Annotated in this window: 23 protein-coding genes and 2 tRNA genes; 4 read left to right on the top strand and 21 right to left on the bottom strand. The window is 50.8% G+C overall.

The window, feature by feature from the left end:
• Window positions 1-51 precede the first annotated feature (51 nt).
• Window positions 52-861, bottom strand: coding sequence for a Cof-type HAD-IIB family hydrolase (locus DFR60_RS22110; RefSeq protein WP_110324826.1), 810 nt, complete (start codon window positions 859-861; stop codon window positions 52-54).
• Window positions 862-1,017: 156 nt separating this feature from the next.
• Here DFR60_RS22110 and DFR60_RS22115 point away from each other — a divergent pair, with 156 nt between their 5' ends.
• Window positions 1,018-2,013, top strand: coding sequence for an ABC transporter substrate-binding protein (locus DFR60_RS22115; protein ID WP_110324827.1), 996 nt, complete (start codon window positions 1,018-1,020; stop codon window positions 2,011-2,013).
• A gap of 158 nt (window positions 2,014-2,171) precedes the next feature.
• On the opposite strand, the gene DFR60_RS22120 is transcribed toward DFR60_RS22115, so the two are convergent.
• The 16 genes from DFR60_RS22120 to DFR60_RS22195 form a co-directional block, all read right to left on the bottom strand.
• A complete protein-coding gene (locus tag DFR60_RS22120) occupies window positions 2,172-2,645 on the bottom strand; it encodes a chemotaxis protein CheW (protein WP_110324828.1) in 474 nt (157 codons plus the stop codon).
• A complete protein-coding gene (locus DFR60_RS22125) occupies window positions 2,638-4,584 on the bottom strand; it encodes a chemotaxis protein CheA (RefSeq protein ID WP_110324873.1) in 1,947 nt (648 codons plus the stop codon). The genes DFR60_RS22120 and DFR60_RS22125 overlap by 8 nt, the downstream gene beginning before the upstream one ends.
• 5 nt (window positions 4,585-4,589) lie before the next feature.
• Window positions 4,590-5,528: a GGDEF domain-containing response regulator gene (locus DFR60_RS22130; RefSeq protein ID WP_110324829.1), complete on the bottom strand. Its 939-nt coding sequence runs from the start codon at window positions 5,526-5,528 to the stop codon at window positions 4,590-4,592.
• Between the two features lie 32 nt (window positions 5,529-5,560).
• Window positions 5,561-6,043 (bottom strand): chemotaxis protein CheD, encoded by a 483-nt coding sequence (locus DFR60_RS22135; RefSeq protein ID WP_167437683.1) that lies wholly within the window; start codon window positions 6,041-6,043, stop codon window positions 5,561-5,563.
• Window positions 6,033-6,656: a chemotaxis protein CheC gene (locus DFR60_RS22140; RefSeq protein ID WP_110324830.1), complete on the bottom strand. Its 624-nt coding sequence runs from the start codon at window positions 6,654-6,656 to the stop codon at window positions 6,033-6,035. The genes DFR60_RS22135 and DFR60_RS22140 overlap by 11 nt, the downstream gene beginning before the upstream one ends.
• A gap of 1 nt (window position 6,657) precedes the next feature.
• A complete protein-coding gene (locus DFR60_RS22145) occupies window positions 6,658-7,038 on the bottom strand; it encodes a response regulator (RefSeq protein ID WP_002600341.1) in 381 nt (126 codons plus the stop codon).
• On the bottom strand, window positions 7,035-8,690 hold the full coding sequence (locus DFR60_RS22150) for a methyl-accepting chemotaxis protein (RefSeq protein ID WP_207659564.1): 1,656 nt from the start codon (window positions 8,688-8,690) through the stop codon (window positions 7,035-7,037). The genes DFR60_RS22145 and DFR60_RS22150 overlap by 4 nt, the downstream gene beginning before the upstream one ends.
• A gap of 43 nt (window positions 8,691-8,733) precedes the next feature.
• Complete coding sequence (locus DFR60_RS22155; protein WP_110324832.1) at window positions 8,734-9,216, bottom strand: chemotaxis protein CheD; 483 nt, start codon at window positions 9,214-9,216, stop codon at window positions 8,734-8,736.
• Window positions 9,213-9,830: a chemotaxis protein CheC gene (locus tag DFR60_RS22160; protein WP_110324833.1), complete on the bottom strand. Its 618-nt coding sequence runs from the start codon at window positions 9,828-9,830 to the stop codon at window positions 9,213-9,215. The genes DFR60_RS22155 and DFR60_RS22160 overlap by 4 nt, the downstream gene beginning before the upstream one ends.
• Before the next feature lie 9 nt (window positions 9,831-9,839).
• Window positions 9,840-10,202 (bottom strand): response regulator, encoded by a 363-nt coding sequence (locus DFR60_RS22165; RefSeq protein WP_110324834.1) that lies wholly within the window; start codon window positions 10,200-10,202, stop codon window positions 9,840-9,842.
• A 3-nt stretch (window positions 10,203-10,205) separates the two neighbouring features.
• Complete coding sequence (locus DFR60_RS22170; protein ID WP_167437685.1) at window positions 10,206-10,820, bottom strand: CheB methylesterase domain-containing protein; 615 nt, start codon at window positions 10,818-10,820, stop codon at window positions 10,206-10,208.
• 35 nt (window positions 10,821-10,855) lie between these two features.
• A complete protein-coding gene (locus DFR60_RS22175) occupies window positions 10,856-11,665 on the bottom strand; it encodes a CheR family methyltransferase (protein ID WP_243005145.1) in 810 nt (269 codons plus the stop codon).
• Entirely contained in the window at window positions 11,646-12,020 is a 375-nt protein-coding gene (locus DFR60_RS22180) for a CheW domain-containing protein (protein ID WP_110324837.1), read from the bottom strand. Before DFR60_RS22180 ends, DFR60_RS22175 begins: the two co-directional genes overlap by 20 nt.
• 18 nt (window positions 12,021-12,038) lie before the next feature.
• Window positions 12,039-14,369 (bottom strand): bifunctional diguanylate cyclase/phosphodiesterase, encoded by a 2,331-nt coding sequence (locus DFR60_RS22185; RefSeq protein WP_110324838.1) that lies wholly within the window; start codon window positions 14,367-14,369, stop codon window positions 12,039-12,041.
• A gap of 7 nt (window positions 14,370-14,376) precedes the next feature.
• Window positions 14,377-14,772 (bottom strand): chemotaxis protein CheW, encoded by a 396-nt coding sequence (locus DFR60_RS22190; protein WP_110324839.1) that lies wholly within the window; start codon window positions 14,770-14,772, stop codon window positions 14,377-14,379.
• Window positions 14,773-14,851: 79 nt separating this feature from the next.
• Window positions 14,852-15,265 (bottom strand): hypothetical protein, encoded by a 414-nt coding sequence (locus tag DFR60_RS22195; protein WP_110324840.1) that lies wholly within the window; start codon window positions 15,263-15,265, stop codon window positions 14,852-14,854.
• Between the two features lie 155 nt (window positions 15,266-15,420).
• Between DFR60_RS22195 and DFR60_RS22200 the strand changes: the two genes are divergently transcribed.
• The 3 genes from DFR60_RS22200 to DFR60_RS22210 all read left to right on the top strand — a co-directional run bounded on the left by DFR60_RS22200 (window position 15,421) and on the right by DFR60_RS22210 (window position 16,552).
• Window positions 15,421-16,071, top strand: a complete 651-nt coding sequence (locus DFR60_RS22200; RefSeq protein ID WP_110324841.1) for a DUF3298 and DUF4163 domain-containing protein — start codon at window positions 15,421-15,423, stop codon at window positions 16,069-16,071.
• Window positions 16,072-16,217: 146 nt separating this feature from the next.
• Window positions 16,218-16,291: transfer RNA gene (locus DFR60_RS22205), tRNA-Pro, on the top strand.
• Window positions 16,292-16,479: 188 nt separating this feature from the next.
• Window positions 16,480-16,552: transfer RNA gene (locus DFR60_RS22210), tRNA-Ala, on the top strand.
• Window positions 16,553-16,618: 66 nt separating this feature from the next.
• On the opposite strand, the gene DFR60_RS22215 is transcribed toward DFR60_RS22210, so the two are convergent.
• From DFR60_RS22215 to DFR60_RS22230, 4 genes are read right to left on the bottom strand one after another with little or no spacing between them, the layout of a single operon-like run.
• Window positions 16,619-16,873, bottom strand: a complete 255-nt coding sequence (locus DFR60_RS22215; protein ID WP_167437686.1) for a pyroglutamyl-peptidase I family protein — start codon at window positions 16,871-16,873, stop codon at window positions 16,619-16,621.
• Window positions 16,860-17,408, bottom strand: a complete 549-nt coding sequence (locus DFR60_RS22220; protein WP_110324843.1) for a hypothetical protein — start codon at window positions 17,406-17,408, stop codon at window positions 16,860-16,862. The genes DFR60_RS22215 and DFR60_RS22220 overlap by 14 nt, the downstream gene beginning before the upstream one ends.
• A 19-nt stretch (window positions 17,409-17,427) precedes the next feature.
• Window positions 17,428-18,261, bottom strand: coding sequence for a protein-ADP-ribose hydrolase (locus DFR60_RS22225; protein ID WP_110324844.1), 834 nt, complete (start codon window positions 18,259-18,261; stop codon window positions 17,428-17,430).
• A gap of 1 nt (window position 18,262) precedes the next feature.
• Window positions 18,263-19,102 carry an SIR2 family NAD-dependent protein deacylase gene (locus DFR60_RS22230; RefSeq protein WP_110324845.1) on the bottom strand — a complete coding sequence of 280 codons (840 nt, stop codon included), beginning with the start codon at window positions 19,100-19,102 and terminating at the stop codon, window positions 18,263-18,265.
• Between the last annotated feature and the right edge of the window lie 6 nt (window positions 19,103-19,108).

The following is a 19,108-nucleotide window of genomic DNA, read 5'->3' on the forward strand; positions in this document are numbered from 1 at the left end:
ATCTATGGAGTATTTTAACATATTAAAGTCATAAAGTCCACCCCCGGACACTTATGACAGCATAAATTTTTCGATGACATGAGCAACGCCGTCGTCGTTATTGGAAAGCGTCACGTAATCCGCCGCATTTTTCACGGGCAGGACCGCGTTCTCCATGGCCACGCCCAGACCGGCATACTGAATCATGGACAAATCGTTGTATCCGTCACCGCAGGCGATCATCTCGTCCTTCGTCATGTTAAGACGCGTAAGCAGCCGCTCTAAAGACGCCGCCTTATCGATTCCCTTGGGCAAAACCTCCAGAAAGTGGGGTTCCGAACGGTACACACTGTAATCACGCCCCAGCGCGGCCTTCACCTTTGGTTCCACGAGAGCCAGGTAATCCCCATCGTCGAGAAGCAGAAACTTTACCACCGGGAAATCCACGTACTGGTCGAAGTTTTCCACCCGCCGGACCTCCAGTTTATTGATGTCGGACTCCTTTTTTACATAGATATCTCCGGGGTCCGGCGTAATGATGCAGTCCCCTTCGTATGTAAGGATGTTCACGCCGTGCTCTCTGGCCAGCGCAATGATCTTTTTATTCGATGTTACAGGAAGCTCCTTTGCAAACACGGTCTCCCCCGTCTTGCATTCGATAATCCGCCCTCCGTTGAAGGACAGGATATAACCGCCATCCTCTGTGAGCCCCAGCTCCTTCGCCAGCGGCATCACCCCGTAGGTCGGCCGTCCGGAGGCCAGCACGATAGTTCCTCCCTGGCTTTTCAGCTTCATCAGCGCTTCCTTCGTCCTCGGTGTGATCACTTTATCCCGGTTTGTCAGTGTGCCATCCAGATCCAGCACGATCATTCGATATGCCATAATTCCTTCTCCTGCTTTCGTAAAATTCTCCGTGAAAAGTATATCATACTTCGGGGTAAAATGCAAAATTTAGAAATTCGACTCATAATCCGGGAACTGCAGCCTGTCACATTTCATACAATGTCACTATGAGAAACAACAAAAAAGGAGAATTCTATGAAAAAAATCGTGAGCATCGTTCTCGCCGTATCCATGCTTGCCGTCTGCGTGACCGGCTGTAAAACGACCACAAGGAAACAGCTTAAGCCAGTGGTTCTGAATGAAGTCGCTCATTCTATCTTCTATGCTCCCCAGTATGCCGCCATTGAACTGGGGTATTTTGAGGATGAAGGGCTCGACCTGACGCTGGTCAACGGAGCCGGCGCCGACAAGGTTATGACCGCTCTGATCTCCGGAGACGCCGATATCGGCTTTATGGGCTCCGAGGCCAGCATCTACGTCTATCAGCAGGGTTCTGACGATTACGCCGTAAACTTCGCCCAGCTGACCCAGCGGGCCGGTAACTTTCTGGTCGGCCGGGAAGCCCAGGATAACTTCGCCTGGGCCGATTTGAAGGGCAAGAAGGTGTTGGGCGGAAGAGCCGGCGGCATGCCGGAAATGGTATTTGAATACATTTTGAAGAAGAACGGGATCGATCCCGCCGCAGATCTGACCATCGACCAGAGCATCAACTTCGGTTTAACCGCCGCCGCCTTCACCAGCAACGACGCCGATTATACGGTTGAGTTTGAACCATTTGCTACCGGTCTGGAAAAAGAAGGCAGCGGCCACGTCATCGCCTCCCTCGGCGTCGATTCCGGATACGTTCCCTATACTGCTTACAGCGTCAAGAAGAGCTATTTAGAGAAGAATCCTGACACAATCCAGAAATTCACCAATGCGATTCAGAAAGGCCTGGAATACGTAAACACCCATTCCGCCGAAGAAATCGCCAAAGTGATCCAGCCTCAGTTTAAAGAAACCGATGAGGATACCATCGCCACCATCGTTGGCCGCTATAAAGATCAGGATACCTGGAAAGGCGATACCGTCTTCGAAAAAGACAGTTTCGAACTTCTGGAAAACATCCTGGAGGAAGCAGGCGAACTGAATGAGCGCGTTCCTTACGAAAAGCTGGTAACAACCGAATTCTCACAGGAAGCGGCAAAGTAAAACCGAATGCCCACACATAACAAACAGATCCCGTTTCCGCTCTTCACCGTCGGAACCGGGATCTGTTCTTTTCACAGTCTTATTTATCTTTTCACACCTTATTTTTCTTTTCGCATGTTTTCTCTTTTCCCATATCTCTTTTTTCATACATCGCCGTATCAGTCAAATACCACCATGCATTTCAGAGTCTCCTCTGCATCAATCACATAGATCACTTCATTCTCCCAGGCGTATGCCGCTTTGATCTTCAGGATCTCACCGATCCGGTCCGGCGTGTCTCCGGTCAGCCGCGTGTCTGCCGGTACCCTCAAGATCTCCGGTTCCTCCCTCACCAGGAAGCCGCACTGCAGGGCCCCCGTCTCCGTGATTATGACTACCGGCTGGTCTCCGTACCCGCTCTCTTTTGTTCCTGTCATCCGACTTAAAGAAGCGGCGGTAATAATCGTCCCTTTCCAGTTGCACAGCCCTTCAAAGTAGTCCGGCACACAGGGTACCGGAGTAATCCGGCTGTCCCATATGATTTCCCGGATATGGGGAAGTTCAAATCCGTAGACTGCATCCGTCATGCGGACACACAGAAACTCCAGTTCCTCTCTGCCTTCCTTCTCTTTCGCCTGATCCAAGTCATTCATGGGTCTTTCCACCTCCCGTATTCCGCGCCAGGTCTTCGATATCCAGCTGGAGGCAGATGGTTCCGTCCCCCAGCAGGCTGCACCCGGAGATTCCCGTATACTTCTTAAAATGCTTTCCTAAAATGGCCGGAAGCGATTTCTCCACAAGACTGCCCTGATCTGCCACCCGGTCCGCCACGATACAGAGCTCTCTCGTACTGCCCTTGACATACGCCATGATTTCCGAACCGCTCCTGGGTGTTCCCGGAATATGGTAGAACTTCCGCAGGGAAATGACGGGAATATACCGCCCCTCCCTGATCCAGAACTCTCTTCCTTCCTGCATCACCATTCCCGGCCCCTGCGGCTGGTAAGTGACAAACTGAACCACCTGGTGTGCCGGAACCGCGAAGAACCGGTCCCCGGTCTGAAAACGGATGCTCTCAATGATCGTAAGCGTCAGAGGCAGATGCATGATGAAATTGCTGCCTTCCCCCCTGGTGCTCTCCAAATGAAGGTGCCCGCCGAACGCCTCCACCATCTGACGAACCACATCGAGTCCCACGCCTCTTCCCGAGTACTCGTTAGCCGCCTCCCGCGTCGAAAAGCCGGGCAGAAGGCAGAACTCTAAGATCTCCGGCTCGGAATACTCCGATTCCGGCCTCACGAACAGATTCTTTTCTCTACCCTTTTTACGGACCTGTTCCAAATCGATGCCGCATCCGTCGTCGCTGACACTGACCACGATCTCACCGCCAACATTGGCAAACAGCAGTGTCACCGAGCCCGCCCGCGGCTTTCCCGCCTTCTCCCGCTCTTCCGGCTGCTCGATTCCATGGTCAATGGCGTTGCGGATCAGATGGAGGAGAGGATCCAGAATGCCATCCGCGATCTTCTTATCCACCTCCACGTTCTGCCCCTGGACGTGGAAGGACACCTCTTTCTTTTCCTTCTTGCAGATGTCGCGGACGATCCTGCCTAACTGGGGCACCACATTGGAAAACGGCACCATCCGAATCGATATGACCAGTTCCTCCAGCTCCTTTAAAAAACGGCCCACCTGATGGTTCCTGCCGTCCTCCACGCTCCCTTTCGAGGCTTCCAGCCAGGAAGACGCCGCGATAATCAGTTCTCCCGTCAGATTCTGAAGCTCATCCAGCTTTTCCACCCGGACATTGATGAAATCAGTGCCGTTCTGCACAGAAGTCTCGGCTTCGGTCTCCGGTTCTTTTGCCGTCTGACCTTCTACCGCCTGTCCCTCCGCCGTCCCGGACAGCTTCGGCATCTCCGCCAGCTCCGTACAGGACTCCACAAACAGCGCGCTCTTAAGCGTCTGTAAGACAGTTCCCGGGTCTTCCGACGTAAATCTGATATAAAAACCATTATCATGAATATATTCCGTTGTAGAGGAATCCGTCTCCACATTTTCGGGATATGTCTTTAAATCCGCACATAAATCCCGAATCTGGCGTACCGCCATGTAGGCCCGGACATTCTCCATCCGGCAGTCTTTTTCAAATTTCAGACGGACGGTAATCTTCTTTTTTTCTTTTACCTTCTGTACGAGAACCTCTATTTTATCCCAGAACCGGTCCACCGGTTCCGGCTCGAAGCTTTCGAATTTCATTCGTTTCAGTTCTTCCCGGATGAAATCAGTGGCTTCGAAGATTAAATCAAATGTCTCCTGTTCATAACCGGAAAGCCTGGAAGGGTCTTCCCGAAACACCACAAACAAGTCTTCCAGGCGGTGGGTCAGAGTGGACAATCCGGTCAGCCCCATCATGGCGGAAGAACTCTTTATGGTGTGCATCACACGAAAGATGCCGTTGATACTCTCTTTGGAGAATACCATCTCCTGCTCCGCCGAGAGCAGAATGGCATCCGACTGGTCCAGAAGCTGGTTGGTCTCCAGTAAGTAAATCTCCAGCATCTCGCCCGTGTCCTCATCAAAAAAGCCCATACCCATCACACTCCCGACTCTTCCTCATAACCATACCAGACAGTACGGTTTTTTCCCGTTTTCTTTCCGCGGTAAAGCGCCATATCCGCGTGCGTCATGTTCATCTTAAAGCTCTGTTCCTTATCGTAAAGGCTGATCCCCAGCGTCACAGTGCAGTAAAACGTGGTATTGCCCTGAAGAAAAGGAAACGCCTGAATCTCTTTTCTGATCTCTTCGCAGACTTCATAACACTCCTGTTTTGTGACTGCCATCAGAATAATCAGGAATTCCTCTCCGCCCCAACGAACCACCTTATGGCGGCGGCAGACGCTTTCCATAATATTGGCAATACAGACGAGAACCATGTCTCCCGCGTCGTGCCCGTAGCAGTCGTTTACGTGTTTGAAATCGTCCACGTCGATCATGACCAGCGCATCCTGGCGATTCGGTTCCATCAAATCCTGGGCCAGCTTCTCCACCACAAACCGCCGGTTGTAAAGACCGGTCAGCTCGTCCCGGTAGGCCACGCGGTTTAATATCTGCATATTGGCCTTCAGCGTCTCATTTAAGATCTTCAGCTCGTCTCTTTCCCGCTTGTCCTCAAGATGCGCCTTCACCCTGGATTTCAGTTCTTCCGGCCGGAACGGTTTTTTAATATAGTCACAGGCGCCCAGTTCAAATCCCCGGATCACATCCTGCTCGCTGTCTTTGGAGGTGATAAAGATTACTGGAGCGTGATTTTTATCTTTTTCTTTTATCTTTTCAAACAGTTCATACCCCTCCATATCAGGCAAAATGACATCCAGGAGAATCAGATCAGGATCCACTTCCTCCAGTAACTCCAGAGTCTCCTTCGCTGAATGGGATTTATAAACCGTATATTCCTCATTTTTTAAAACCTTTTCTATCTGCTGGCATATCAGCAGGCTGTCATCGACCGCCAGTATCTTCTGTCTGCCTGTCATGCTTTTTCTCCTTCCAACCGCCATGTTCTACCCTATATAATCGTAATGCCTGCACTCATTGACTTGACTGTCAGGCTTCCATCCGCCGAATCAAATGTGATCGTCCTGCCGTAGTTCTTACCGGTATCCTCCGCCGTCACACTCACCTTCAGCGCCCCTAAAACAGCTTTTACTGCCTTTACATTGCGTTCTCCTATGCTTCCGAAGGCTTCGTATTTGGAGAACATCCCCGCGCCTCCCGCCAGCTTTGCCGTGATAAAGCGGCGGTTCGCCCCCTGGCGCTCCATCTCTTTTATGAGCTCCTCACAGCCCTTATCCGCGAATTTGTAGGGATTTTCCTGAGAAAGGCTCAGTCCTGCATCCGGAAGCATAATATGTGCCATTCCCGCAATACGGTGTTTCTCATCGTATAAGCAGACTCCCACACAGGAACCAAGCGCATAAGTAATGAGTTTTTCCGGCCGGGAAACTACTTTTCCCTGCGCAATTCCCACCACTACAGGATTATCCTTCATATTCCTCACCCAAAGCCTTGAAAATCCGCTCCAGAGAGTGAATCTCCGGAAGGAACAGAATATGGCTGACCACTTCCTGATCGTCAAAATGGTATTTATCCTCGATCAGAAGCAGTTCATCACTCAGTCTCGCAAAGTGAATCATCGGAACGCTTAATATGGCTCCGGTCATATCAATACAGATATCCGGAACGGAAACGTGAACCCTTAAATCCATCATCACTGTCATCGCGTTAATATAGGAACAGCACATGATATTGCCAATCTCACAGACCGCGGAAAGACTCATATCATCCAGGTTCCTGACATCCTCGATCTCTGTTCCCAGCAGCTTGCCAAGCATGGCCTGGGCGAACTTCGTGCTGATCAGGAACATAAACATGCCGTTCAAATCGCCTGAGAGCTCCAGGAGCACTCCCAGCTTGATTTCCTCCGGACCGCCCAGCATGGCGGGTACTTCCTCGAATTCCATAATTTTCACATTAGGATGATCGATCTCGATCCTGTGATTAATCATGCTGGAGAGCGCAGTGACCGCGTTTCCCGTTCCGATATTACCGATTTCCATTAAAACATCTCTTGCACTCTCATTGATATCCGAATACTTATTCATCTCATACCTCCGCAGACGATGGAAACGCCCGGTTAAGGGCCTGGACGATCTGCTCCGCCTTAAACGGCTTGACAATAAAGTCCCTGGCTCCGCAGTCTACGGCTTCCTTCATCATGGAATCCTGGCCGATTGCGGAACACATAATCACGAAGGCGTTCTCGTCGGTCTCTTTCATCTGTTTTAATGCTTCAATTCCGTTAATGCCAGGCATGGAAATATCCAGAAGCACCAGTCCCGGCCTTATTTTTTTGTACAGCGCAACCGCCTCTTCTCCGTCGGCCGCCTCATATACCTCGTAATCCCCGGATCCGGCTATAATACGTTTCTGCATGGAACGCATAAACACGGCATCATCTACAATCAGCACTTTCTTCTCACTCATGACAGCTCAAATTCCTCCACTAATTTTTTCAATACCTGTGCCTGCGCCGACAGTTCTTCGCTGGAAGCAGCGCTCTCCTCCGCCGTAGCGGAATTTCCCTGTACAATCTCAGACACCATTTCCATGCTCTGCCTGATCTGGATAATGGAATCGGCCTGGCGCACAGAGGCCCCGGAGATTCGATCCACCATGGTACCGATCACTTCCGTACCCTTCACCACCAGGTCCAGCGCTCTGGCCGTCTTATCCGCAGCCTCGGTGCCGCCGTCCACTTTTTCCGTAGTTTGTGCCGCCAGCCGGGCCATCATCCCGGAGGCTTCCCTCGTCTTCGCCGCAAGGTGACGCACCTCGGACGCTACTACAGAAAATCCCCGTCCCGCTTCTCCGGCTCTTGCCGCCTCTACCGAAGCGTTCAGCGCCAGAATGTTCGTCTGGAACGCGATATCCTCAATCTCCTTTACGATGCCTCCGATTGCGCTGGAATTCTCCCGGATTTCAAGGATCGCCTGAACCATGGCCTTCATCTCGTCACTGCTTCTGGTGACCAGTCTGCTTACCTCGTCCACCTTTTTGCTGGTCATCACGGCATCATTGGCGTTGCTCTTAACGCTGTCCGATATCTCGTTGATATTGGCCGCCAGTTCCTCCATGGAGCCTGCCTGCTCCGTGGCTCCCTGGGAAAGGATCTGGGCGCCGTTTGCAACCTGCTCGGAGCCTCCGGCTACCTGATCTGCCGTACAGGCAATCTGCATGATCGCACGGTTTAAAAGTCCTGTTATCTGCTCCATCGCATCACCCAGTGCGACGAAATCGCCTTTAAACGCAGTTTCCGGATGGTAGTTCAGTTTTCCGTTTCCAACCGCCAAAAGCCCCGCTTCCACTGCGGACACATAATCGTTTAAGGCACTTATGGTCTCGCGGAAGCTGTCCGCCAATTCTCCCAATTCATCCTCTGACTGGTATTTCAGCCGAACTTGTAACTTCCCTTCCGCCAAATTCTTTGCAGCCTCCCGGACCTCGCTGACGGGTTCTGTAATTTCCTTAGTAATATATAGACACAGGGCCACGGTTATCATCAGAATGAGGATCGATAACACCAGGATTACCGCTGTCATTTGCTTCCTTACCTCATGCCCTCTGTCAAGGTATTTCTCCGCATTAACTTTGGAATAAGCGGTAATCTCTTCCAGGCATTCCCTCGTCTTCTCCGCTTTTGGCTCGTAGTCACTGCCGTATAAAGAAATCGCTTCCTCGTCGTTACCGTTTTTCAATGCCTCAATAACGGCTTCCCTGGGCTGTTTCTGATCTTTTAAAGCTTCCCGCAGCTGGTTCACCAGATCGTTATCCGGCATCTGTTCTTTCAGCATGGTTAAATTCGTATCCATATCGCCGAGGATCTCATCGATCTCATCCAGCTGTACCTGCCGGTCCACATTCACCCCCTCTGTGGCAATACTCAGGACCGTACGGCCAATTCGCTGCACGGATGCCCTTAGGTTTCCCGCCGTATAAGACGCAGTGAACGCCTTATTGTAAAAGACATCCAGTGATTTTGATACATTGTATACTCCAAACAGAGAGACGATCACGGTTATGATATAAAAAATGATAATGATACCATAAGAAACCATGAGCTTCTTTCCTATTTTCATATTCTTCATTTTCCTCATCAGTTCTTTCCTTCCGTCTGTCATTCTAGATCCAGTATATGGAACGGTTTACCGTTTCAATCTCAAGCCTTCCGCTGCCGGCCATAAAGCGAACGCTCCGTCCATAATTTTCACCTGTGTCCTCCGAGACAATCGCCAGGTCCAGTTCCTGCAGCGTCTTTCTCGCACAGCTGACATTCTCCCTGCCAATATCCGGCTGCCCCGCCTGTCCGGCAAAGCAGAAAATCTTTGCCCCTCCGACCAGCTTTACCCGAATCCGTTCCGGTACCGCTCCGGCTTCCTTCATGGCCTCAAACAGCGCCCGGGCCGCCGTGTCCACATACCGCAGACCATTTTTCCCATTGCCTTCCCTCCGTATATCCGGAAGCAGAGTGTGTACCAATCCTCCGATACCTCCCTCTTCATCATACATACAGACGGCTAGACTCGATCCCAGCGCCATGGTGATGAGAACCGTTTCCCCTTTCGCTACCGCCATCTGATCTGGTTTTATCACGATCTGGCTCATCCGCTCACCTCCACCGCTTTCATAATCTCTGAGATGGAGTCTTCACGGAGAACCATGAGCATACAGCTTTTCTGTTCCGCCTCTGCGGTAGAAAAGTTATTGCCAATGCAGATTCCGCCTGGAAATGTCCCAGCCGCAGTCCCGATCAGCGCCGTGATAATGGCTCCTGTCATATCCATGGAGACAGCCGAATCAGACAGCGTGATCCTCAGTCCGACACAGGCCGAGAGCCCGGTCAGATAGGAAGAAGCCATAATATTGGCCGTCTCCTTGAGCAGATCCAGCATCTGTCCATCCATCTCCCCGGACACCTGCTCCGCGTTCAGCAGTTTCCTGAGAATTACATCCGTCATCTCTTCTTTGTATATCTGAAGAAGCATGCCGTTAATATCGCCGGTAAATGGGATCAGAACAGCCGCCACGTTTTCTTCTGCATAGCCGATCCATTCCGCCAGCCCGTCATAATCAACCGTCTTCATGACAGGAGGGGCGTAACACACCTTTTCTCCGATGATATGGGATAAAGAAGCCATGCTGCTTCCGGTTCCAATATTACCCATTTCCAGCAATGTTTCTGCCGCCGGTCCGCCCGGCAGCTCCCTTTCGTCCTTCATTTCTCCCTCCTACAAACACGCTTTTACGATTTTCAAGATCTCCTCGTCCTTAAATGGCTTGATAATGAAGTCGGAGGCGCCGCAGCGGATCGCCTCTGCGATAACCTGCTCCTGTCCCACTGCCGAACACATGATGACCTTTGCATTCCTTTTAAATGCCAGAATATCATTCAGTACTTCCAGTCCTGATCTTCCGGGCATCGTAATGTCCAGAAGCATTAGATCCGGCTGCGCCTCCTTATATTTCTCCACCGCTTCCACGCCGTCGCCCGCTTCCACAAAGTTGTCATACCCGCCCTGGGTCAGCGCACGCTTAATCACTCTTCTCATAAACATCGCATCATCTGCTATCATTATCAATGGCTTTTCCATGCCCTACCTCCCGGTTTTATTATTCATATTCATGCAGAACCTGGTTATCTCTCCGCTGATCAGGCCAAGTCCCATCTGTCTTTCCGCTCCGCCGTTTCGAAAGGCTGATTCCGGCATGGAGTAAATCTCGCTCGTCTCTTTATCCTGTGCAACAGTACGGGCTCCCGCCTGACGCATGGCCAGCAGCCCTTTGGCGCCGTCCTCCCCCATACCTGTGAGAATAATCCCCATGGCTTTCTCCTTCACCGTCTCCGCAACGGAGTTCATGGTGTAACTGATGGAAGGGCAGAATCCTCCGTACCGTTTCCCCGGAACACAGCGAATCATGAAGCCGTCTTCCAGTTTTCCCAGCGCCATCTGATAACCGTCCGGTGCAATGTAGACCGTGCCGTCGCAGACCGGCTCACCTGACTGCGCCTCTTTCACGCGCATCCGGCACTGGGGATTTAAATACTCCGCAAATTTCCCGGAAAAGCCGTGGCTTAAATGCTGGATCACCAGAATCCCGCAGGTGGTCTCAGGCAGCTCCTTAAGCACCGTAAGCACGGCTTTCGGACCACCTGCCGAAGCCCCGATCACCGCTAAATACCTGCTTTTATTTTCCGTCTGACCCTCCACTGACTTTCCCCCTCCGTTATCAGGCGCGGCGGCCTCTACTTCCTGTAGACAGCCGGACACACGTACTCAAACAGTTCATGGTTTCTGGGCAGCAGTTCCGTATGCCCCACAAACAGATAGCCGCCGGGTTTTAAAGCCCGGTACAGCTTCTCAATCAATTTCTTTCTTGACTCCTCATTAAAATAAATCATGACATTGCGGCACAGCACCAGATCATACTGTCCCAGGCCCACGCTGGGTTTCAAGAGATTCATCCGCTGAAACCGGACTTTCTCTCTTATGGCGTGTCCGATATCGAATGAAGTTCCCGCCTCGTCAATAGACAAATATTTCTTCTGCCACAATGCCGGAATATTCTCCAGCTCCCGGACCGGGTATCTCCCCTTCTGAGCCACGGCCAGAGCCTGCTCCGAAATATCCGTTCCCACAATGGAGAAGGATGGGAGCCACCCGCCCTGGTCCTTATAGTCCTGCAAAAGCATGGCCAGCGTGTAGCACTCTTCGCCGCTGGAGCAGCCAGCGCACCAGATCTGAAACGATATGCGCCCCCATTCCGGCTTAATGTTGGGAAGTATCTTTTCCCGCAGGAAATCGAAATGCTTCGGCTCCCTCATAAAATACGTATAGTTCGTGGTCAGGCGGTTTAACAGGATGCTCTCCAGCTGTTTAGTCATGTCCATCTCCATCTGTCTCATGTACTCTCCCATGGAGATGTTTCCGCGTTTTTCCAGCTCCCCGTTCATTCTGCATTCCGCCAGAATTTTCTTCTTTGACAGATCAATTCCGTACTGACCGGACATATAGGTAATCAACTGTGTGAACTCCTCATTCGTAAACCGTATCAATCGCGCCCCCTCCGACAACCTCATCAGCCGCCATTCCCTTTAAGCTTCCGTCTTCTTTTCTTATCAGTACGACACACGCCGGAGCGTCCACCGGCGCCGGGTTCTGGATGTTCCCTGTGCTCTGGTCGTTTTCTGGCTTTTGGTCATTTCCCGGTTTTTGGTCGTTTCCCGGCCGGAACACGGGAATCAGTCCGCCCTCTTTATAGATCATGCCTACAAGATTATCAGGCGCCCCCGGCACCCTTATGATTTCAGGGCACGGAAGAATCAGTTCCACCCGATCCATGGCTGTCACGTCGCACTCGCCGCCATAATACAAGCGCAGCATCTCTCTGCCATACGCTTCCTGTTCCATGTGTGCCCCTCCTTTCCTTCAGTCTGCCATCAGATCCGTAAATTCCCCGATGGGCGCAGGCCTCCCGTATCGGTAACCCTGAGCCAGATTGCATCCGATCTCCGTCAGAAACGTCTCATGCTCGGCCGTCTCAATTCCTTCTGAAATCACCTGAATATCCAACTCATGAGCCAGATGAATCACGTTGGCGATGATGATCTTCTCCCGGTCGCTTAAGCGCTTCTGGAAGAATTCTTTATCCAGTTTAATAATATCGACGGGCAGATCCTTCAGGAGGCTCAGTGACGAATAGCCCGTTCCGAAATCGTCCATGGACAGGACAAAGCCTCTCTCTTTGATCCGCCGCGCCACCTCCAGGATTTCTCCCGGATTGTTTAAAAATGCACTCTCTGTAATCTCCAGCTCCAGATATCGGCTCTCCACACCGTATTTGCCGGCGATCTGTTCCAGTTCCTCCAAAAAGTCAGGCTTTGTCAAATGTATCCTGGATATATTCACCGCGATGGGATACGGCGTTCTGCCGCTGTCCTTCCAGCTCTTAATCAGTCTGCAAACACGCTCAAACACATATAAATCAAGCTCTGTAATAAATCCGTTTTTTTCAAACAGCGGGATAAATTCGTCGGGCGGAATCATCTGCCCCTCCATCATCTTCCAGCGCACCAGCGCCTCGAACCCGATACAGCTTTTACGGGGCAGATCCACCTTGGGCTGGTAATAGACGACAAACTCCTCATTCTCCGCCGCGCGTTTCATGCGGAAAGCAAGCTCCCGTTCCTTTGCGAATTTGCGCTCCGCCTCCCTGTTGTAGAAGCTGTAGATACTCTTATGGTAATCCTTTAACGCCTTTCTGGCCATATTGGCGTGGTCTACCAGGATAGACATCTCCGTGTCTCCCGGTTCCACCAGGCAGACGCCCATGATGCAGCTGATCGAGAAGTCCTTCTTCTCCTCCCGCGGAATCTGTTCCACCCGCCGCAGCAGCTGATCCAGACGGTGCTGCAGGCCATTAACGGTCTGGTATTCCAGGAGCAGCGCAAATTTATCGGCTTCAATCCTGGCAAAGCACTCTCCGCCGCCCGTAAAATTACTGAGCAGAGAACTGATGCCCACCAGAATATCGTTTCCTGTCTCATAACTGTAATTCGCGTTAATCACCTTGAAATTCTTAATATCCATGGTGACTATCGCCTGTAACAGCGGCGCATTCTTCAGCCGCTTCCTTCCCTCGCTTAAAAAGCGGTTGTAATTCCATGCCTCTGTCAGCCGGTCATGATCCATCAGAATCTGCGTAAAACGCTGAAAACGGCGTTCCAGAATACAGGCAGCCATAACGCGCCCAACCAGAGCGAAGGTCATGCTCTCCTCCAGCGTCCAGAGCCTTTCTTTTTTATTATCATTCACACTGATATATCCGATATAGTCCCCATTTTCCATGATCGGAAACTGCATCAGGGATCTCGTTTTTCTCAGCTTCTGGCGTTCCGCGATGACCGGATCCAGAATCTCCAGTTCGCAGATCCTGTTACAGGCCAGCACCTTCCGGTTCCGGAAAAGCTCCAGATACCGTTCTGCAATGAGTCCCGGTATCGTCTTTAAATTATCGTTGCGGACCATCGGCTCCTCTTCCATCCAGGAAAAGGTAATCTCATAGTCCTTCCCTCCGGATTTTCGCTCCAGAATATAGGCCTCACCGCATCCATAATAGGCACAGATCCGTTTCAATCCCATTTCGATGGGGCATTCCTGCTTTCCGGGCAGAAAATAATCCATAATTTTGCGGATAAAATCCATGTCGGCTTTTCCGCTGTCCTCTATGTATTCAGGTATGGGGCGTATCGAATACGCCAGATCTGTTTCCGCCGCCCCTGTCTCCATTTTTCCGCACATCTCTGTAAAACAGAGGAACTTCTCCTCCTGCTTCGCACGCGCCAGCGCCGCCTTTGCCCTCTTTAACAGAGAGTCGTAAGTCTGCTCCCGTCCGTCTGTCAGTACGCCTCCCGCCGTCATGTACAGATCCGTTTCCCGCTCCAGGCTGGTACGGACGCTGTTCATGGAAGAGACCGCATCTTCCCGGCTGCGGCATCCCAGAAGAAAGACGAGAAAGCAGTCTTCGCCCACTCTCGCCACAAGATCCGTCCGCCTCAGGGTACACTGCAAAAGAAAGGCCGCCTGCTTCACAGAGGCCTCCGGAAGTTTCGTCCCGCCGTTTGCCGCCTCCAGAAGAAAAAGGCCGTCGCCTCCCCAGTTCTCCGCTTCCTTCAAGTATTCATTAATCATCACTTCAGCCGCCGCTTCTGTCCACGTATTGGTCAGACGGTCCAGCCGTTTTTCTCTGTTTGAAACCATGACCCGTTCAATTCCTCTCTTTATTAAGAAACCGTTCTATATCCATCACGAAGGCCCAGCATCCGGAGGAATCAAGATACACCGCCTGCGTCAAAAAATCATTCTTCTCTCCGGTCACATCCTCAGGAAGCTCAAATATTCTGTCGTCCGGGACTTCAAATACACCGGCCACACGGTCAGCCAAAAGAGCCGGAAGACCGCCTTCCACCTCCAGAAGGACTGCGTACTCCTGTTCCCGGTTGTCCCCCCACGAAGCTCCAACCGAATAAAGCTCAGCCTCACACCCGTTAAATGTAAGCGTCTTCTCCTGTCCCGCATTCCCCTGGACAATATGGCGTACCAACTTCAGCGGAATCAAAAAAAAAGCGCCCTCTGACTCAAAACATAAAAATGTTTCCATCATAAGGCACCTCCTTCGCATCTTTCACATTTGTATATACTATTTACTATATTAACGCACAATGCATGAAAAAGCAAGGTTATTATACCTCTTTTGCTTCCAGCAGCCAACCTTCCAGACTGAGTTTGAAACGCTTCCTGAACAGGTGTGAAATCCACCAGACCGAAACAACGGCCACCGCCGCCATCACCAGCAAAAATGCCCCAAAATCCATCCATCTGCCATAGGATGTCACAAGCACCAGGGAAACCAGAATCGTCAAAATACTGACCACCGCGATCTTCCGTTCCACACGCATCTTCTCCCATCGGTTCTTAACCAGACGTTCTTTCCGCTTTTCCTCCGGCTCCGGACCGGACAGTTCCGCCTTTACTCCGCTTAAGGTTTCCTCATATATCTTTCTGGCATCCTTTTCGTAGTAATCAGAACAATTTTTCTTTATCTCTCTTAATCCGTTCCATATGATTTTCATAATATCCTTTGCCGACGTAAACATGTCCACCCTCCTTTTTTTCTATCATACAACAAAATACCATAAAAAGGAATAAAAAGTAGGTCATCTGGTAAATAATTCCATGATGTCCCAGTCATACTGCATATTTCCATTTTGACGGCCATATTAATATAGAAATCCTGTTTTATGGAGCCAATATGCAGACCATTACCCAAAGAGTACTGTCGGACACCGTATACAGCAAAGGGACTGCCGTACTCACTTATACGATCCGTTATCCTTACTTCACCACAACCTGCTCTGAGGCAGCCGCCTTAAGTATCAATGCGTTTTATTCCACCGCAGCCCGAAAGACGGAGGAGTACTGCCGCACGGTCCTGGCTTCCCAGGCCTCCGTTCAGGCAGAATACGCAAAGAAAGACAACTATCCTTTTTTCGGATATGAGTTCATAAGCGCTTATACCGTCACCTGGAATTCCGGATGCATGACAAGCCTCTACACCGATCAGTATACCTATACGGGAGGCGCACACGGAAGCACGATCCGGACCTCGGATACCTGGGATTTCAGCAGCGGCAGATACTTGACGCTGGCTGATTTCTATCCTCACAATCCAGCTTACCGGGAAGGCATCTTCCGGATTCTGGACCAGCAGGTGAAGGCGCGGGAAACGGACTCGCCTTCCACTTATTTTGACGATTACCCGGCTCTGATTCGATCCAGCTTCAAACCGGAAAGCTTCTTTGTAACACCCAAGGGGATTGTCATCTATTTCCAGCAATACGACATCGCCCCCTACTCAACCGGAATCCCCGAGTTTTTGATTCCATTTAAAAAGAGCCGGTAATGCCCGTAATAGCATGCAAAACGGAACTTTTTCCAGGCAGCTTTCTTCCAACTGTTTCCACTTTTTAATTTTTCTTTCATTTTCCACTTGCAAATTCTGCCAAAAAGTGTTATTATATGATTCGTTCGCTTCTAAGCGTATCATATCGAGGCGTGGCTCAGTTTGGTAGAGCGCTGCGTTCGGGACGCAGAGGCCGCAAGTTCGAATCTTGTCGCCTCGATGATAAAAAGTGCAGGATATCTTTCATAGAAATCCTGCACTTTTTTTATTTTTTACTATTTTTTTCTATTCCATTTTAGTTTCATCCGGCTCCATTGCAGGCTAAAATTTCAAAAATCGGAAAAATCAGAAAAAAAGTGTAAATTAGTGATTGCAAATTTTTTATCTTTTTGCTATAATAGCGGACATGGGGGTATAGCTCAGCTGGGAGAGCGCTTGAATGGCATTCAAGAGGTCATGGGTTCGAATCCCACTATCTCCATGAGTCATATGCTGGAAGTCTTGATCGTACAAGATTTTCAGCATATTTTTTGTTTAAATGCAGTATTTATTCCATTTTGTCCTGCTCTTCACCGATATATGGAGGTAACGCTAATGCCGCATCACCGGTCGCTGTTTCAGTCAGCCGCTCAAACTCGTCTATATTCTTCAACATGGGAATGTGGAGAAATACAATTTCCGCATCTATCTGTCTCTCTTTAATCTCCCTCATAACGTGGTAATACAGATGATTGCAATAGCTCGTTCCTGCATGCTCGGACAGCTTCACCCGGCAGGTTCCTGCATTTCTACCTCCCGCCATCCCCGTAATGCAGCTCCGCTTCCTCCCATATTTTCCGCCACTCCTCCGATTCCGGTTCCCCGAGATTGTACGTCTCCAGGTCTTCACTCCGTGGATAGGCATTCCGGAACGCCTGGGCAATGGCTTCATCCCTGCTGATCAGCAGTGTAAGCGCACTGTCCCACGCCACGATCTCAATATCAGCCATCGGATGCTGAATGGAGACTGGATTCTTCCAGAAACCGGTGTATCCGTCCGCATACGGCAGTCCATAGCTTAGCACCTGGTGCAGCGGCATGTCTCTCTTAAATCCCGACAGGACGCCCCAGTACCACGGATAATTCTGCTGCCGGACGATCTCCTCCAACCGCTCCCCCGACAACCAAAAGAACGTTTCCCGGCCTAAGTTCCCGCCATACGGCTCCAGCTCCTCCGGATAATTTTCATACCCCGTTATCAGCCAGTTCCGTTCCGCAACAGCCGGGGAAATCGCAGAGAATACCCCGAAAAAATACGAGTAGGCGCTCTCGCCCTTTCTCAGAATCACACCTTTCATAGCCGCTCCTCCCGGCGGTTCACTCACCCGCCGAATTTCGTAAATATGACACGCCCGATTCCAGCAGTTTCTGATAAATAACCAAATCCTGATCGGTATAAACATCAAATATAACCTGACGGACCGATTCATTCTGCTTTAAGAAACCAACAGCCGTCTCCACCGCGATCTCCGCAGCCCGCTCCTGCGGGAAACAGAATACTCCTGTCGAGATACAGCAAAATGCAATCGAGGTAATCTGATTTTCCACAGCCAGTTCCAGACAGGAGCGGTAACAGTCCGCCAGAAGCCGGCAGTCTGTTCTTCGCAGCGGACCGGTAATGATCGGACCGACCGTATGCAGAATCGAATCACATGGAAGATTGAAAGCAGGTGTAAGCTTCGCATGCCCCACCGGTTCCTCGTGCCCCTGGGCCTCCATAATTTCATTACAGGCGAGGCGGAGCTGAATACCCGCATAGGAGTGGATGATATTGTCGATACAGGAGTGGCAGGGCCGAAAGCACCCCAGCAGCGCGCTGTTGGCCGCATTTACAATCGCTCCCGTCTTCAGACGTGTGATATCCCCCTGCCAAAGACAGATCCGGCCGTTCTCCTTTACAGGAACCAGATCCGTCCCTTCCAAAATGCCGCGCGCGGCAATCTCCTCCGACAGATACAAATCCTGTTCTGCCAGAAACTCCGGATCTGCCGGCATTGGAGGCCTTACGTTCATCAGAGAGCGGAGAAGCTGTTTCTGCCCCGCACTGTCCTCTGGAATCACAATGCCGCGATACTGAGGCATCTCCTTCTGCATAGTCCGGATCAGATACCTGAGGCGTTCTTCCTTGGTCTTGTAACTTTCATTTTTCAAATCACATCACCTCTCTGACTGCTTCCAGAGCTTCTGCAATGTCCATGTTGACATATAAGGATTTTTCTCTGATCTCCTCCGGCCCCCAGGCTTCTCCCTGATTGATGCAGATATAAAAACCATGTTTCTCCCTGTCTGTCAGCTGCCAGAACGGATATTTAATGATTCCCGGCGTGTTCATGCCGACTCCCAGTTCCAGAAACACCAGCCTCCTGTTCCGATTCTGTCTTATAAAACCGGTATATCCGGCACAGGCGCGCTCCCACGCCTCATCCTCAACGAAGTATCTGTCGCACCGCAGATTGACCTCCATATCACCACCGCAGACCGGACATTTCGGCACCAGCTCCGACGGTATTCTCAGATTTTTCTGCCGGGCCACCATGGCTCTTACTTCCTTCTCGTTCTCGTACAGCTTCTTATGGCAGGCCTTTGCACACTGAAACATACCGTAATCGCCCTGAGCCGCAAAGATCCGTTTTTCCGGAAATCCCGCCAGTTGAAACTGATGATCCACGTTCGTTGTCAGAATAAAGTAATTCCTGTCTTTCACCAGCTGATACAAATCCAGATAGGGCTTTCCAGCCTGAACATCGTAGCGGTTACAATAAATATGCCTGCTCCAGTACGCCCATTTTTCCTCCTGTGTGGGAAACGGGTAAAAACCGGCCGAATACATATCTGTCATACCGTAGTGCTCGATAAAATCACCGAATTTCTCCCGGAAGCGCCTGCCTGTATACGTTAAACCGGCGGCGGCCGACATCCCGGAGCCTGCTCCGACGACGACCGCCTCCGCTTCCTCGATAAGTCTCCCCACCGTGGACTGCCATTCGCTCATGGTATT

The sequence above is a fragment of the Hungatella effluvii genome (assembly GCF_003201875.1).
In the GTDB taxonomy this organism is placed as follows: Bacteria; Bacillota; Clostridia; order Lachnospirales; family Lachnospiraceae; genus Hungatella; species Hungatella effluvii.

Bases quoted from the DNA above. Each gene is read 5' to 3' on its own strand.
- DFR60_RS22185 (WP_110324838.1), bottom strand. From the start codon at position 14,369: ATGGTTTCAAACAGAGAAAAACGGCTGGACCGTCTGACCAATACGTGG.
- DFR60_RS22120 (WP_110324828.1), bottom strand. From the start codon at position 2,645: ATGAATGACTTGGATCAGGCGAAAGAGAAGGAAGGCAGAGAGGAACTG.
- DFR60_RS22190 (WP_110324839.1), bottom strand. From the start codon at position 14,772: ATGATGGAAACATTTTTATGTTTTGAGTCAGAGGGCGCTTTTTTTTTG.
- DFR60_RS22125 (WP_110324873.1), bottom strand. From the start codon at position 4,584: ATGGGCTTTTTTGATGAGGACACGGGCGAGATGCTGGAGATTTACTTA.
- DFR60_RS22165 (WP_110324834.1), bottom strand. From the start codon at position 10,202: ATGGAAAAGCCATTGATAATGATAGCAGATGATGCGATGTTTATGAGA.
- DFR60_RS22230 (WP_110324845.1), bottom strand. From the start codon at position 19,102: ATGAGCGAATGGCAGTCCACGGTGGGGAGACTTATCGAGGAAGCGGAG.
- DFR60_RS22155 (WP_110324832.1), bottom strand. From the start codon at position 9,216: ATGAGCCAGATCGTGATAAAACCAGATCAGATGGCGGTAGCGAAAGGG.
- DFR60_RS22150 (WP_207659564.1), bottom strand. From the start codon at position 8,690: ATGAAAATAGGAAAGAAGCTCATGGTTTCTTATGGTATCATTATCATT.
- DFR60_RS22115 (WP_110324827.1), top strand. From the start codon at position 1,018: ATGAAAAAAATCGTGAGCATCGTTCTCGCCGTATCCATGCTTGCCGTC.
- DFR60_RS22215 (WP_167437686.1), bottom strand. From the start codon at position 16,873: ATGGCGGGAGGTAGAAATGCAGGAACCTGCCGGGTGAAGCTGTCCGAG.
- DFR60_RS22130 (WP_110324829.1), bottom strand. From the start codon at position 5,528: ATGACAGGCAGACAGAAGATACTGGCGGTCGATGACAGCCTGCTGATA.
- DFR60_RS22200 (WP_110324841.1), top strand. From the start codon at position 15,421: ATGCAGACCATTACCCAAAGAGTACTGTCGGACACCGTATACAGCAAA.
- DFR60_RS22140 (WP_110324830.1), bottom strand. From the start codon at position 6,656: ATGAATAAGTATTCGGATATCAATGAGAGTGCAAGAGATGTTTTAATG.
- DFR60_RS22220 (WP_110324843.1), bottom strand. From the start codon at position 17,408: ATGAAAGGTGTGATTCTGAGAAAGGGCGAGAGCGCCTACTCGTATTTT.
- DFR60_RS22180 (WP_110324837.1), bottom strand. From the start codon at position 12,020: ATGGAACAGGAAGCGTATGGCAGAGAGATGCTGCGCTTGTATTATGGC.
- DFR60_RS22110 (WP_110324826.1), bottom strand. From the start codon at position 861: ATGGCATATCGAATGATCGTGCTGGATCTGGATGGCACACTGACAAAC.
- DFR60_RS22145 (WP_002600341.1), bottom strand. From the start codon at position 7,038: ATGAGTGAGAAGAAAGTGCTGATTGTAGATGATGCCGTGTTTATGCGT.
- DFR60_RS22160 (WP_110324833.1), bottom strand. From the start codon at position 9,830: ATGAAGGACGAAAGGGAGCTGCCGGGCGGACCGGCGGCAGAAACATTG.
- DFR60_RS22135 (WP_167437683.1), bottom strand. From the start codon at position 6,043: ATGAAGGATAATCCTGTAGTGGTGGGAATTGCGCAGGGAAAAGTAGTT.
- DFR60_RS22195 (WP_110324840.1), bottom strand. From the start codon at position 15,265: ATGTTTACGTCGGCAAAGGATATTATGAAAATCATATGGAACGGATTA.